8 protein-coding genes are annotated in these 14,154 nt (G+C 66.2%); 2 read left to right on the top strand and 6 right to left on the bottom strand.

The genetic code is table 11. The annotated features are described in order from the left end of the window. Positions 1 to 73 precede the first annotated feature (73 nt). Together acs and ACLBKT_RS10005 are read left to right on the top strand one after the other, a co-directional pair. Positions 74 to 2,005 (top strand): acetate--CoA ligase, encoded by a 1,932-nt coding sequence (acs, locus tag ACLBKT_RS10010; protein WP_410182769.1) that lies wholly within the window; start codon positions 74 to 76, stop codon positions 2,003 to 2,005. A gap of 4 nt (positions 2,006 to 2,009) precedes the next feature. Further along, positions 2,010 to 2,648 (top strand): response regulator, encoded by a 639-nt coding sequence (locus ACLBKT_RS10005; RefSeq protein WP_410182768.1) that lies wholly within the window; start codon positions 2,010 to 2,012, stop codon positions 2,646 to 2,648. Here the strand turns inward: ACLBKT_RS10005 and ACLBKT_RS10000 are convergent. The 6 genes from ACLBKT_RS10000 to ACLBKT_RS09975 form a co-directional block, all read right to left on the bottom strand. Further along, a complete protein-coding gene (locus ACLBKT_RS10000) occupies positions 2,618 to 5,986 on the bottom strand; it encodes a PAS-domain containing protein (RefSeq protein WP_410182767.1) in 3,369 nt (1,122 codons plus the stop codon). The genes ACLBKT_RS10005 and ACLBKT_RS10000 overlap by 31 nt on opposite strands. A 107-nt stretch (positions 5,987 to 6,093) precedes the next feature. Beyond that, positions 6,094 to 7,764 carry an MFS transporter gene (locus ACLBKT_RS09995; RefSeq protein WP_410182766.1) on the bottom strand — a complete coding sequence of 557 codons (1,671 nt, stop codon included), beginning with the start codon at positions 7,762 to 7,764 and terminating at the stop codon, positions 6,094 to 6,096. A gap of 142 nt (positions 7,765 to 7,906) precedes the next feature. Next, complete coding sequence (locus ACLBKT_RS09990; protein ID WP_410182765.1) at positions 7,907 to 8,344, bottom strand: META domain-containing protein; 438 nt, start codon at positions 8,342 to 8,344, stop codon at positions 7,907 to 7,909. Positions 8,345 to 8,480: 136 nt separating this feature from the next. Then, positions 8,481 to 8,780: a hypothetical protein gene (locus ACLBKT_RS09985; protein ID WP_410182764.1), complete on the bottom strand. Its 300-nt coding sequence runs from the start codon at positions 8,778 to 8,780 to the stop codon at positions 8,481 to 8,483. Between the two features lie 118 nt (positions 8,781 to 8,898). After that, complete coding sequence (locus tag ACLBKT_RS09980) at positions 8,899 to 11,751, bottom strand: M16 family metallopeptidase (RefSeq protein WP_410182763.1); 2,853 nt, start codon at positions 11,749 to 11,751, stop codon at positions 8,899 to 8,901. A gap of 45 nt (positions 11,752 to 11,796) precedes the next feature. After that, on the bottom strand, positions 11,797 to 14,013 hold the full coding sequence (locus tag ACLBKT_RS09975) for an acylase (RefSeq protein WP_410182762.1): 2,217 nt from the start codon (positions 14,011 to 14,013) through the stop codon (positions 11,797 to 11,799). Between the last annotated feature and the right edge of the window lie 141 nt (positions 14,014 to 14,154).

Genomic DNA, 14,154 nt, shown 5'->3' with positions numbered 1-14,154 from the left:
CGTAAGACCTTTGTCTCATGGGGCGGGACGTGTAGCCTGATGTAAAAGCGGGCGCAGATTAGGGAGAGTCGAGATGATCCACGCCGTTGAGCGGCCTCAGGCCCACACGCCGACCCATTGCACCGCTGAGCAATATGCCGCGATGTACCGCGCCTCGGTGGAAACGCCGGACGCCTTCTGGCTGGAACAGGCGCAGCGGCTGGATTGGGTCAAGGCGCCGACCAAGGGCGGTGCGTGGTCCTATGATCCGGTCGCGATCGAATGGTTCGCGGATGGTCAGCTTAACCTCTGCCACAATGCGGTCGACCGGCACCTGCCGCATCACGCCGAGCGCACGGCGCTGATCTTTGAACCGGACGATCCCGCCAGCCCGGGCCGCAGCCTCACCTATGGCGAACTCCACACTGAGGTGGTGCGGATGGCCAATGCGCTGAAGGCGCTGGGGGTGACGCGCGGTGATCGGGTGACGATCTATATGCCGATGATCCTGGAAGGCGTGGTCGCAATGCTTGCCTGCGCAAGGCTGGGCGCGGTCCATTCGGTGGTGTTCGGCGGCTTCTCGCCCGAGGCGCTCGCGGGGCGGATCGAGGATTGCGGCAGCCGCTTCGTGATTACTGCCGACGAGGGTCTGCGCGGCGGCAAGCGGGTGCCTCTGAAAGCCAATGTCGATGCGGCGCTGGCTCTCACCGCGCACGCGACCCCGGTCGATGGCGTGCTGGTGATCCCGCACACCGGCGGCGCGACCGCAATGGTGGAGGGCCGCGACCACTGGCTCGCCGACCTCGTCAGCGACGCGGATTGTCCCTGCGAGGTGATGGGCGCGGAAGACCCGCTGTTCATCCTCTACACCAGCGGCTCGACCGGCAAGCCCAAGGGCGTGCTCCACACCACCGGTGGCTACGGTGTGTGGACCGCGACGACCTTCCACTACATCTTCGATTACCAGCCGGACGAGGTGTTCTGGTGCACAGCCGATATCGGCTGGGTGACGGGGCACAGCTATGTGGTCTACGGGCCGTTGTTCAATGCTGCGACGGCCGTCGTGTTCGAAGGCGTGCCCAATTACCCCGATCACGGGCGCTTCTGGGACGTGGTCGACAAGCATCAGGTCAACATCATCTACACCGCCCCCACCGCGATCCGTGCGCTGATGCGCGAGGGCGACCACCACGTGACCAGCCGCTCGCGCGCCTCGCTGCGCCTGCTCGGGTCGGTCGGTGAGCCCATCAATCCCGAGGCATGGCGCTGGTATTTCGACGTGGTGGGCGAGGGCCGCTGCCCGATCATCGACACCTGGTGGCAGACCGAAACCGGCGGCTGCATGATCACCACACTGCCCGGCGCGCACGACATGAAGCCGGGGAGCGCGGGGCTCCCGTTCTTCGGCATCCGCCCGCAGCTGGTCGACAGCGAAGGGGCGGTGCTGGATGGCGCGGCCGAGGGCAACCTGTGCATCACCCACTCGTGGCCCGGTCAGGCGCGCACGATCTATGGCGATCATGGTCGCTTCGGGCAGACCTATTTCAGCACCTACAAGGCCAAGTATTTCACCGGCGACGGCTGCAAGCGCGACGCGGACGGCTACTACTGGATCACCGGCCGGGTCGACGACGTGATCAACGTCTCGGGCCACCGCATGGGCACGGCGGAAGTCGAAAGCGCGCTGGTGCTTCACCCCAAGGTCGCCGAGGCCGCGGTGGTCGGCTATCCGCACGACATCAAGGGGCAGGGCATCTATTGCTATGTCACCCTGAACGTCGGCGAAGAGGGCACCGACGCGCTGCTCGCGGAACTCAAGGCGCACGTCCGCAAGGAAATCGGCCCCATCGCCACGCCCGACGTGATCCACTTCACCGACGGCCTGCCCAAGACCCGCTCGGGCAAGATCATGCGCCGCATCCTGCGCAAGATCGCCGAGAACGACTTCGGATCGCTGGGCGACACCTCGACTCTCGCCGACCCCTCGCTGGTCGAGCGGCTGATCGAGGGGCGGCAGAACGGCTGAGGCGATGACCGCCCGGATCATCATCGCCGATGATCACCCGCTGTTCCGCAGCGCGCTGGCCCATGCGGTGGGCAAGGTGTGGTCCGAGGCGGCGATTGTCGAGGCGAGCTCCGCGGCCGAAGCCCGCGCCGCGCTGGCGGAGGGCGCGGTGGAAGCCCTGTTGCTCGATCTGCACATGGCGGACTCCACCGGCCTGTCGGTGCTGATGGACCTGCGGCAGGATTACCCCGCGCTGCCGATCGTGATCGTCTCGGCCTCCGAGGAGCCGCGGGTCGCGGCGGCGGCGGCGCAATTGGGGGCGGCAGGGTTCATCCCCAAATCCGCCAGCCTCGATGCGATGCGCGAAGGGTTGTCGGCGGTGCAGGGTGGGGACGGGTGGTTTCCTGAGGTGAACGCAGGGGCGGACGATGATCTCGCCCGCATTGCCAGCCTCACGCCCGCCCAGCGCCGTATCCTCGCCGCGATCCGGCAAGGCCTGCTCAACAAGCAGATCGCCTACGAACTTGCCATTTCCGAGGCGACGGTGAAGGCGCACATCACGGCAATCCTGCGCAAGCTTGGCGTGAGCAGCCGGACGCAGGCGGTGCTGCTCGCCGCCAAGCTCGATGTCGATCAGCCGGTGGCGGATTCTGCGAGATCCTGAACCTTGGCCTCGCGGCCCTGTGCCAGCGCCGTGGCCATCAGCGCGCGCAAGGCGGCGGGCGGCGCGGGTTTGAGCAAGCGGTTCGCTCCCATGCGCGCGGCGGCGGCTTCGGTTTCCTCCGAGCTTTCCGCCGTTAGCAGGATCGCAGGCGGGCGCTGGCCCCAGCCTTCGCACAGCGTCGCATAGGCGGCATCGCCGCGTTCATCCCCGTCGAGGCGGTAGTCCATGATCGCAATGTCGGGAGCCTGACGCATGGCCGCAGCCGCTGCGGCGCCACTGGCCGCGCAGGTGACGTCAAGGCCCCACTTGCCGAGAAGCGCTGCCGTCGCAGCCAGCACGGCGGGATCATTGTCGACCACCAGCACCCGGCCTTCGCCAACCCCTGCGGCGGCGCGGACCGGGGCAGGGCGGGGCGCAGGTGCCGCCTCGCGCCGCAGCACGGGAAAGGCCAGCGCGAACCGGCTCCCGCGCCCCAGCGACGAGGTGGTCTCAATCTCGACCCCCAGCAGCCGCGCGGCCCGCCGGACAATCGCGAGGCCCAAGCCCAACCCTTCCCGGTCGGTCGAAGCGCCGCGTTCGAACTCGCCGAAGATGCGCTCAATGTCATCCGGCGCGATCCCGCGCCCTGTGTCATGGATGCAGATCAGCACGTCCGCGCCGCGCCGCCGCACGCCGATCAGCACGCCGCCCTCGGCCGTGTAGCGCACCGCATTGCTCATCAGGTTGCGCAGCACCGCCGTCAGCAACGCGCGGTCGGCCAGCACCCAGGCATCGGTCCCCACCCGCCGCAGCCGCAATCCCTTGGCCTGTGCCTGAAGCGCGAATTCGCGCGCCACATCCTCGAACAACTGGTCAAGCGCTATGGGTTCCGGCGCTGGCACCACGCCGCCGCTGTCGAGCTTGGAAATCTCCAGCAGCACCCGGATCAGCCGGTCTGCCGAGACGATGGAACCGTCGAGATCGGCCACCAACCGCTCCAGCGCGGGGTGTCCCTGCACCTCCTCGCCCAACGCCGAAGCGAACAGGCGCGCGGCATTCAGCGGCTGGATCAGATCGTGGCTGGCGGCGGCGAGGAAACGGGTCTTGGACTTCGTCGCCTGCGCCAGGGCCGCGTTCGCCGCGCTCAGCTGGCGGGTGCGAACCGCGACCTTGTCCTCCAGCGCCTGCTCAGCCAGCCGGTCAGCAGTGATGTCGGTGTAGGAGGTGGTGTAGCCACCGCCGGGCGTGGGCGCGCCGACGATCCGGAGCACGCGGCCGTCATGCTGCACCCGCTCGATCCGATGCTCGGTCCCGGCCCGCATATAGGCGAGGCGGCGTTCGACCTGCTCGGTGATGGCGGCGTCGGACAGGGCGCCGCGCGCCAGGTTGAAGCGGATCAGATCGGCAATCGGCGTGCCGACACTGACGAGCCCGTCGGGCAGGTCGAAAATCTGCTGATAGCGGGTGTTCCAAGCCACCAGCCGCATGTCGCCATCCACCAGCGCAATGCCTTGATCGATGGATTCGATCGCGGTCTGGAGCAGGTCGGCAGAGAAGGAAAGGCGGCGGCTGGTCTCGTCAAACATGGCGACGACTTCGGGCAGGGGGATGGGATCGCCACCCGCCCATGACCCCACCAGCATTCGTGCGGATGACGTGCCGATCACGCCGGAAATCACCCGCTCGGCCAGTTCCAGCACGCCTGCGCCGGCCGGATCGCCATTGCGCAGGTGAAGCGGGGCGAGGGCGGCATCGGCCCGCTCGCGCCCGACGAACTGTGCGAGCAGCGCGCGGACATCACCCACGCGCTTGGCGGTGGCATGGCGCGGCAGCTCGCCCGGCATCGGTGTGCCCACAAACGCGGCGGCCTGCGCCTGATCGAGCAGCGAGGGCCGCACCAGCGCCGACACCAGCCAGTAGAGCGCGGTGTTCACCCCAAGGCTCAGGATCACGCCTGACACCAGGGGATCGGGATGGATGCTAAGGAACGGCGCGGTGCCATTTGCTGCGGGGACGATCAGCAGCGCGAGCCACAGGAAGAAGCCGCTCGCAAGGCCGGTGAGCATCCCGGCGCGGTTGCCGTGCTGGCTCAGCATCCCCAGCACCAGACCCGGCGCGAATTGCGCGGCCGCCGCGAAGGCGAGGGTGCCGAGCCCCGCCAGATCGGTGATCCCGGCAAAGCCACGATAGAACACGTAAGCCGCCGCCAGCAGTGCGGCGATCACCAAGCGGCGGATCAGCAGCAGGCGTCCCGGCACGCGGCTGCGGTCGCCCCGTCCGGCCAGCGCGCGGCGCAGCAGCAGCGGGGCGATCAGGTCATTGGTGATCATCATCGACAGCGCGACGCTCGCCACCACAATCATGCCGGTCGCCGCCGAAAATCCGCCGATGAACACCAGCACGGCGAGCAGCGGCGTTCCGCTCGCCAGCGGCAGGGCCAGCACGATGGTATCGGGATCGGTGCCGTCGGGCAGCACGGCAAGTCCTGCCAGCACGATCGGCACGATCACGGCTGCGGTGAGCGCGAGATAGGCCGGGAACACCCAGCGCATTGACCGGCTGGCGCGTTCTCCCGGCGCTTCGATAAAGCTCATGTGGAACTGGCGCGGCAGGCACAGGGCTGCCGCCGCCGCGATCAGCGTCAGCACCACGAAGCGCGCGTCGATCGGATCGGGGGCGAACAGGGCCGGGGTGGCAGGGATCGCGGGCCCTTGGCCCGTCGCAAGCCACCACGCGCCGAGCGCGCCGACGGCGAGCAAGGCGGCCAGCTTGACCAGCGCTTCCACAGCAATCGTCAGCACCAGCCCGGCATTTTCGCCCGCCCGGTCGGCGCGGCGTGATCCGAACAGGATTGCGAACAGCCCCATCAGCGCGGCGACGATCAGCACCAGCTCGTCCGTCGCGACCTGCGTGCGCAGCTCCGGGTCGAGCACCAGCAGCGTCGTGCCGACCGAGTCCAGCTGGAGCGCCATATAGGGCAGCGTCCCGCAGGTTGCGATCACCGTCACCAGCGCGGCGAGACTGGCGCTCTTGCCGTAGCGGGCCGAGAGGAAGTCGGCGATCGAGGTCGAATGCTGCGCTTTCGCCTGCGCCAGGATCCGGCGCACCAGCCCGAAGCCCAGCGTGAAGACGAGGATCGGCCCAAGATAGATCGGCAGGTAATCAAGCCCTGCGGTTGCTGCCGTGCCGACTCCGCCGAAGAACGTCCAGCTGGTGCAGTACACCGCGAGGCTGAGGCCATAGACGCTGCCGGAATGGCGCAGCAGCGCGGGCGCTGGCGTGCGATCGCGCCATGCCGCAAGCCAGAACAGTGCGCCAAGGTAGATGATGGCGGCGACCAGCGCCGCGCCCAGCATCATGTCCCGCTCCCCTCTTTCCCGGCGTGCAAACTACGCCAAGCGCGGCGCAAAGCAAAGGGGCGGCACCTTGCGGCACCGCCCCTCCGGCGACCCGCTGGCTGGCGGGCTTAGTCGTCGATATTGCGGCGGAAGGTTTCGGGCAGGAACAGCAGCCCGATCATCACGGTGGCCGCGCAAATCGCCACCGGATACCACAACCCGAAGTAGATATTCCCGGTTGCGGCGACCATCGCAAAGGCGGTGGTCGGCAGGAACCCGCCGAACCAGCCATTGCCGATGTGGTAGGGCAGGCTCATCGCGGTGTAGCGGATGCGGGTGGGGAACAGCTCCACCAGCAGCGCCGCAATCGGCCCGTAAACCATCGTCACCAGCAGCACGAGATAGGTCAGGATGGCGATCACCACCGGGGTGTCGATGGCGGCTGGATCGGCCTTGGAGGGGTAACCCGCCGCGGCCAGTGCCGCCTTCAACTCGTCCTGATAGGCGGTGATCGCGGCCTTGCGTTCGTCACTGGCAAGCGTGGCCGGATCGGGTGCGACGTAGGTCTGGGCCCCGATAGTGATCTGCGCGATGGCCCCGGCGTCGGCTTCGACCTTGGTATAGCTCACCCCGTTTTTGGCGAGGAACGACTTGGCGATGTCGCAGCTCTTGGCATCGAACTTGTTCTTGCCGATGGGGTCGAACTGCACCGAGCAATCCGCATCATTGACGATCACACTCACCGGTGCCGAGGCCTGTGCCCGGGCCAGCGCCGGATTGGCCGCTTCGGTCAGCGCATGGAAGGCCGGGAAGAACGTCACCGCCGCCAGCGCGCATCCGCTGAGGATGATCGGCTTGCGTCCGACCTTGTCCGACAACCAGCCGAAGAAGATGAAGAAGGGCGTGCCGATAGCCAATGCGACTGCAATCAGGATGTTGGTCGTCGCGCCATCCACCATCAGCACTTTCTCAAGGAAGAACAGCGCATAGAATTGGCCCGTGTACCACACCACCGCCTGACCCGCGACCGCACCGAGTAGCGCGATCAGCGCCCAGCGGCCGTTTTTCCAGTTGCCGAAGGCTTCGGAAATCGGGGCTTTGGAACTGGTCCCTTCGTCCTTCATCTTCTGGAACACCGGGCTTTCCTGCAATTGCAGCCGGATCCACAGCGACACGCCGAGCAGCACCGCCGAGATCAGGAACGGCACACGCCAGCCCCATTCCTTGAAGGCTTCCTCGCCGATCATGGTGCGGGTGCCGATCACCACCAGCAAGGCGGCGAACAGGCCCAGCGTGGCGGTGGTCTGGATGAAGCTGGTGTAGAGCCCCCGCTTGTCGTTCGGCGCGTGCTCGGCCACGTAAGTCGCCGCGCCGCCATATTCGCCGCCCAGCGCAAGTCCCTGCACCAGCCGCAGCACCACCAGCATGATCGGTGCGGCCACCCCGATGCTGGCGTAGTTCGGCAGCACGCCGACGGTAAAGGTCGCAAAGCCCATCAGGCCCATGGTGACAAGGAAGGTGTATTTGCGCCCGACCATGTCGCCCAGCCGTCCGAACACCAGCGCACCGAAGGGCCGGACCGCAAATCCCGCCGCAAAGGCGGCCAGCGCGAAAATGAAGCCCGTGGTCTCGTTTACGCCAGAAAAGAACTGCGCCGAGATGATCGTGGCCAAGAGGCCATAGAGGTAGAAATCATACCATTCGAACACCGTGCCCAGCGACGAGGCGAGGATGACGCGTTTCTCCGTCCCCGTGACCTTGTGATGCTTGGGCAGGGCGTCATCATATGTCGTCGCCATTGTCCGTCTCCCGCTTGTAGGCTCGATCCCCTGACCGGCAGGCAGGCCTTGCGCCCGCACCATGCCGGTCCTGTCGAGGACTGCAAGGTCGCGCGTTACGGGCAGCAGCGATAGCTAGACCATCGTCGTAGCCGGGGAGAGTTTACTCGGCGGCGGCGAAGGTGAGGCGCAGCTCGGGCGTTTCCAGCACCAGCTGGCGACCGTCGAGCGTGGTGGTGTAGCGCTGGACCTGTTCCAGCGCGCTGGCCAGATCATTGCCGAAGCTGGGGGCGGGGCAGGCCATGCGGGTGCCGGCCACCGGGCCGAAGCTGATGTTGCCTGCACCGTTCGACGGTTGGCCCGCGGTCCAGGTCGAACGGCCGCGGTTGCAATCAAGCTGAAGCTGCACCTCACCGCCATCATTGAAGGCAAGGGTGTGGCGGCGCTGCAAGGTGGGGGTGAGCGAGGTGGTGCTGCCCGAGGTGTCGATCGCGGTCAGCTGCCACTCGGTCCCGGCGAGCGGGTGACTATCGGGAACGGTCATGCAGCCTCCCAAGGCAAGCGTGGCGGCAGTGGCGATAATGGCGGCGCGAAAAGACATCCCTGATGCTCCCAAGTCGTGACGCCCTATCCATAGCGCAGGATCATGAATGCAGCCAATCCGGCCCGCAAGGCAGGCACGAAAAAGCCGCCGGAGCGGGGGCTCCGGCGGCTTTTCGTAACGCGGGCCGAAGCGATTACGCTTCGCGGGTGCCCGACAGCGGCATCGCACCAAAAGCGCCCGCATTGACCGAGCCGGTCAGCGTGTCGCCGTCGATGGTCGCTTCGCAATCGAGCGTCATCGGCATCGGCACGACCATGTTCATCTTCCACGAGATGGTGTTGCCGCTGACAGTGCCGCCCGTGATGTCCATCGAGCCGAGGCTGCCCACCAGCGAGCCGCTGAAGGTATCGCCATCGGGAACCACGGTGAGGGTGCCGGTCTGGTCGCCCATCGGGCTCTTGACGACGGTCTTGTAGGTACCTGCAACAGACATATTCAACTCCTCCGGTGAACGTGCGGACCTTTGGCGACCCGGCACTTGTGGTGTCGTTATTTACACTGATGTCAGCGCGCTTCAACCGCTTTCCGGCTGAAGCGCGCTGCCATCCGGCTTATTCCCCTTCCATCTCGCGCTGTTCAATCGGCAGGCCGAGCGGTTCGAGCTGGGCGCGGACCACGCTGGCATCGCCCACCACGACCCAGACGAACTTGTCCGCATCAATGCTCGCGCGGGCGATGGCATCGAGGCTGGCGGGGGTCTGCGCGGTGTAGATGCTGGCGAGGGTTTCCTGATAATTGTCCGGCCGTCCGAACAGCGCATTGCTCTGCATCGCGCCGAGCACCGCGGGCGAAGTTTCGAACCGGCCCGGCAGCGAGCCGACATCCGCAGCGACATTGCGCTCCAATTCCTCCGCGGTGACGCCCTTGGTCGTCAGGAATTCCTTGGTCTCCCGCAGCATTTCCGCGAGCGAATCCCCGGTGCGGTCCGCCTGAACCCCGCCCGAGATCGAATAGACCACCGCGTTCTCGCGCGCCTGCGCGCCGCCGCGGACGCCATAGCTCCAGCCCTTGGTCTCGCGCAGGTTCATGTTGAGCCGCGCGAGGAAATCGCCGCCCAGCGACTTGTTGGCGCTGCCAAAGGCGACAAACGCCGGATCGCCCGCGTCAAGCGGCGTGATCTGCGCGCCGTAGATGAAGCTCTGCGGCGAATTGGGACGGTTGACGAGGATGATCCGATTGCCGTTCGTGCCCGCGTTGTCGGCGAACTGCTTGGTGCCCTTGGGTGTGGCAGGCGGCGTCCAGTCACCGAACGCGGCGTTGAGCGCGGTGACGATCTCAGCCAGCGGCTTGTCGGAAATGACGAAGACCTCGCCATTGTCGGGGCGGATCCAGCGGTCCTTGTGGGCGATCAGGTCATCGCGGGTGATGCTGCTGACGCTCTCCACCGTCGGCACGCGGCCATAGGGGCTGGTGGAACCGAACAGCTCCGGTGTCATTGTCAGCTGAGCGATGCCCTGCGGCGACTTCATGGCCTGGCGCAAGCCCGTGATCGTCTGGTTGCGCACCCGCTCAAGGTCGTCAGGATTGAAGGCCGGTTCGCGCATGATCTGTCGCATCAGATCGAGGCTGGGCGCAAGGTTGGCGGTCAGCGCCGAGAGGGTGAAGGTCGAACGGTCGTCGCCCCCGCCCACCGAGATGCTCGCACCGAGTCGCTCGCCCGCCTCGGCAATCTGCTGCGAGGTCAGGTTCTTGGTGCCTTCGTCGAACAGCGACAGCGTGAGACCGTCGAGCCCGGTCTTGCCCTCGGGATCAGCCGCGCCGCCTGCGTTGAAAGCCATCGCCACATAGGTCGCCGGCACCGCGGTGCGGCGGGCATAGGTGACCTTCATGCCGTTCGCCAGAACCGCCCGCTGGACATCCGGGAAATCGAGCTGGGCGATGGTGTCGATCGGGGGCTTGGGCCGTTCGACCGAGACCGTGATCGTTTCGGCGGCGCGGTCCCGCTCGGACGCGTTTTCACCTTCGGCGGCCACCGATGCGGCTTCTTCATAGGTCGCATCGCGGGCGCCGGGCTCCAGCACCACGGTCATCGCCGGGCGGGTCATCCACCTGCCGAGGGCCGCCTTGACGTCAGCCGGGGTGAGCTTGGAAAGAGCTTCGAACTCGCGCGAATAGAACGCCGGATCGCCCGCCAGCACCTCGCCTTCGGCCAGGGTCTGCGCCTTCCCGGTGAAGCCGCCGACCTGCTCCAGCCCGCGGATCGTGCGGGCGAGGTTGCTGGTCACGGCGCGGCGCACTTCGTCTTCGGTCGGGCCTTCCGCGATCAGCTTGGCGACGACTTCGTCCATCCGCTTTTCCAGCACGGCAAGATCGACACCCGCCTTGGCGGTCGCTTCGACTTGCAGGATGCCGATGCGGTGGAAGGCCGAATTGCCCGCCGAAACGCTGACGGCGAGCTGTTCATCGCGCACCAGCACGTTGTCGAGCCGGCTGGAGGCCAGCCCGCCGAGGATCGAGGCACCGACGTCGAGCGCGATGCGATCCTTGCCGGTGATCCCTTCGACCGCCCAGTAGCGGGTCACACTGGTCGCTGCGACCTGATCCTTGAAAGTCTTGCGCACCGGCTCCTTCAGAGTCGGCACATCGGCCTGCGCCGGGTCATTGACGGGGCCGCGCTTGATGCTGCCGAAATACTTCTCCACCAGCGGCTTGGCTTCGGCCGCCGAAATGTCGCCCGCGATCACGAGGGTCGCATTGTTGGGGCCGTAATTGTCCGTAAACCACGCCTTCACATCCTCCATCGAAGCGGAATCGAGGTCGGCCATCGAACCGATCGCTTCGTGCTGATAGGGGTGGCCATCGGGGAACAGGGTCTTGAGCACGTCATAGAAAACCAAGCCGCCCGGCTCGTTATCGCCCTGACGCTTTTCGTTCTGGACGACGCCACGCTGGTTATCGAGCTTGCCCTGCGTCACCGCGCCGAGCAGGTAACCCATGCGGTCGCTTTCCAGCCACAGCGCACGCTCCAGTGCGGGGCGGGGGACCGTCTGGAAGTAGTTGGTGCGATCGAACCAGGTGGTGCCGTTGTAATCGGTCGCGCCCATTTCCGCGAGGTACTTGAAGTAGTCATCCGGCGCGTTTTCCGAGCCGTTGAACATCAGGTGTTCGAACAGGTGGGCAAAGCCGGTCTTGCCCTCGGGTTCGTCCTTCGAGCCGACATTGTACCACACCGTCACGTTGACGATCGGCGCCTTGCGGTCTTCGTGCACCAGCACGGTAAGGCCGTTGGCCAGCTCGAACTGCTGATAGGGGATCGTCACCTGGCTGACGAGGGTCGGCAGATCGGCCGTCGCCTGCGGCGCGGTGGTCGTCGCGGCGTGATTGTCGGCCAACGCCGGGGCGGCTGGGGCAACAAGCGCAAGGGCAAGCGCCGAAAGACTGGCAGCGGCAGAACGGTGGGTCATGGACGAAAGCTCCAGTGGAGGGATCAGAAACGAAAGATACGCAAGTCAGCGCGCATTGGTGACAGTGCGGCGGCTGCTGGCATTCGCCAGCAGATCATCGCGCCAAAAATACACCGGCTTCAGCTTGTGATCGACGAACAGCTGCATCTGGTCGGTGTAATGCGGGCTGGCAGGCCGGGTGGTGGCCGCGCCAAAGGGCTGGATCGAGCGTGAGCTTACCCGCTGACCTTGCTGCCATTCGATCCACATGATGAAGCTGTCGCCGTGCTTGAGGGACAGGCGCCCATCCTCGGCCACGTCCCATGTGGTGGACGCGCGGAGCGTGTCCGATCCGCCGTCCAGCGGCAGGTCAAGTTCGCCCTGCCGCAACCGCAGCACATCGCCCATCGGCGGATCGAGCCGGCCGAAATGGGTTGAGAGGTGGTCGGCGGCGGCTTGCAGTTTCTCAGCCACATCGGGGAAGGGCTTATTGTTGTAATCCGCCGCCATGAAGTCGCGGAGGATCAGCAGCGCGATGGCATCGGCAGCGCCCTTGCCGTCGGCAGTGAAATCCCAGCTGAGCAGCAGATCGCGCGCCTCGGCCAACTGGCCTTCCGCCTTCAGCCCTTCCAGCGTGTCGAACAGTCGGTCGACATAGCCGAGGCGCTCATAAGCGGTGTCATACTTGATCCGCTCCAGCGCCGCGCGGTCGAGCACGCTCGCTTCCGAAAGAAGCCTGTAGGCGCGCCATGAGCGGTTGGTCTGCTTGAGCTCGATCCCCATGATCGGCGCAAACACTTGGGGATCAAGATCGCTTCCGGCTCCGGCGGCAGTGAAGGGGGTGTTGTTCGAATTGTAGAGCCACCCGCTGGTCGGGTTCACGATCCGGGGCAGGGTCTTGAAGTCGACCGCGCCCTGCCAGATCAGATCGCTGCGATTGCCGGGCAGCACATTGCGCCAGTCGGCCTTCACGCCCTCGGGCCGGCGGGGGATCGCGGCGTTATAGACATAGGCGATGGTGCCCGCCTCGTCGGCATAGATGAAGTTGGTCGACGGAATGGCAAGGCGCGCAAGCTGCGCCTCCCACTCGGCGAAATTGGTCGCCTTGTTGATGCGGTAATAGGCGTCGAGCTGGCCAAGCTGCCCGATCCCGCCGTAGCGGATGGCAAAGGCGCCCTTGGCGTTCCTGATCACCGGGCCATGCGCCGACCGCAGCACTTCCTTGCGGATCGGCAGCACCACGGGACCAATCTTGACCGGCAGCGTCACCCACTTGCTTTCGAGATCGCGCCAAGCGCCATCGAGCTTGTAGCGGGTGCCGGTTGCGTCGAGTTCGAGCTGGTAGACGTCGATCATGTCGGGGGTGTTGACCGTGTTGGTCCACCCGAGATGCTCGTTATGGCCGAGGAAGGGGAAGGGCGATCCGGGGAAGTTCGCACCCGCGAAGTGCCAGCCTTCGCCGCTCTCGACCACGAGTTCGTACCACGCCACCCCGCCGCGCAGGGGCTGGTGCGAATTGGAGATCAGGGTGGTCGGCCCGCCCGATTTTTTCGGCGCGACGGCAAAGGCGTTGGAGCCGAGGTGTTCGGCATCCTCGCCGCGCGGCAGCACCATGCGGCGCGCCTGATCCGTGGCGGGCGCTTCGGGGGCGGGTTCGGCAGGGGCGGCAATCGGGAGCGGAGGACGCGGGAAGCCGGGCATGTCGGGGCCATGCTCGCGGCGCAGTTCCTCGCCTGCCACCAACGGGCCGATCACGCCGTCCAGCCCGAAGAAGAACGGCTGGCGCAAAGCAAATCCGGCGGCGACATCCATGCCGTTGACGGGGAACAGGTTGGCGAGCTTGACCTCGCCCAAATGTTCGGCGGCGTATTGGTTGAGCCCCGCAGCATAGGCTTCGAACAATGCGCGGGTATCGGCGGGGAGCTTGGGATATTCCCGCTCCGCCGTGCCGCGCGCGTCGATCAGGTGGTAGGCGTAATCGATCTGCGCGCCTTCCTCGCCCGCGATCGCGCCATAACGCCCGCGCGCCATTGCGACGACATCCTGCAGGGTGAAGAAATCATCCTCGGCATGGGCGATGGCGACGCCATAAGCGGTGTCGGCATCGGTCTTGCCGTAGATATGCGGCACGCCGAATTCGTCGCGGATGATCTCGGCTGTATAGGTCCGGCCGGGGGCAGGGTTGGCCGCGCTGGCAAAGAACGGCTCCCACGTCGCAAGCACCGTCGCTGCCAGCAACAGCACACCCACCAGCGCAAACGCGCCGCGCTTGACCCAGATCATGTCCGATTTCTCTCCCAAATCGCAAGCAGGCTCCATCGCTTGGCGGTGGAGTGAGGTCAAGGTTCGCGCGGCCTCTTGCCTTGGCGCGTGATCGAACCCACCTACTCGGGTAACACACCTGCGCGCGATATTTGCCCCTGG

The organism is Erythrobacter sp. W302b, assembly GCF_046452395.1.
In the GTDB taxonomy this organism is placed as follows: Bacteria; Pseudomonadota; Alphaproteobacteria; order Sphingomonadales; family Sphingomonadaceae; genus Erythrobacter.
The sequence above is the reverse complement of the archived record's forward strand: the minus strand, read 5'-3'. Positions and strand labels throughout refer to the sequence as shown.

What these genes read in the sequence shown, in the direction of transcription:
- acs (WP_410182769.1), top strand. Translation starts at nt 74, where the DNA reads ATGATCCACGCCGTTGAGCGGCCTCAGGCCCACACGCCGACCCATTGC.
- ACLBKT_RS10005 (WP_410182768.1), top strand. Translation starts at nt 2,010, where the DNA reads ATGACCGCCCGGATCATCATCGCCGATGATCACCCGCTGTTCCGCAGC.
- ACLBKT_RS10000 (WP_410182767.1), bottom strand. Translation starts at nt 5,986, where the DNA reads ATGATGCTGGGCGCGGCGCTGGTCGCCGCCATCATCTACCTTGGCGCA.
- ACLBKT_RS09995 (WP_410182766.1), bottom strand. Translation starts at nt 7,764, where the DNA reads ATGGCGACGACATATGATGACGCCCTGCCCAAGCATCACAAGGTCACG.
- ACLBKT_RS09990 (WP_410182765.1), bottom strand. Translation starts at nt 8,344, where the DNA reads ATGTCTTTTCGCGCCGCCATTATCGCCACTGCCGCCACGCTTGCCTTG.
- ACLBKT_RS09985 (WP_410182764.1), bottom strand. Translation starts at nt 8,780, where the DNA reads ATGTCTGTTGCAGGTACCTACAAGACCGTCGTCAAGAGCCCGATGGGC.
- ACLBKT_RS09980 (WP_410182763.1), bottom strand. Translation starts at nt 11,751, where the DNA reads ATGACCCACCGTTCTGCCGCTGCCAGTCTTTCGGCGCTTGCCCTTGCG.
- ACLBKT_RS09975 (WP_410182762.1), bottom strand. Translation starts at nt 14,013, where the DNA reads ATGATCTGGGTCAAGCGCGGCGCGTTTGCGCTGGTGGGTGTGCTGTTG.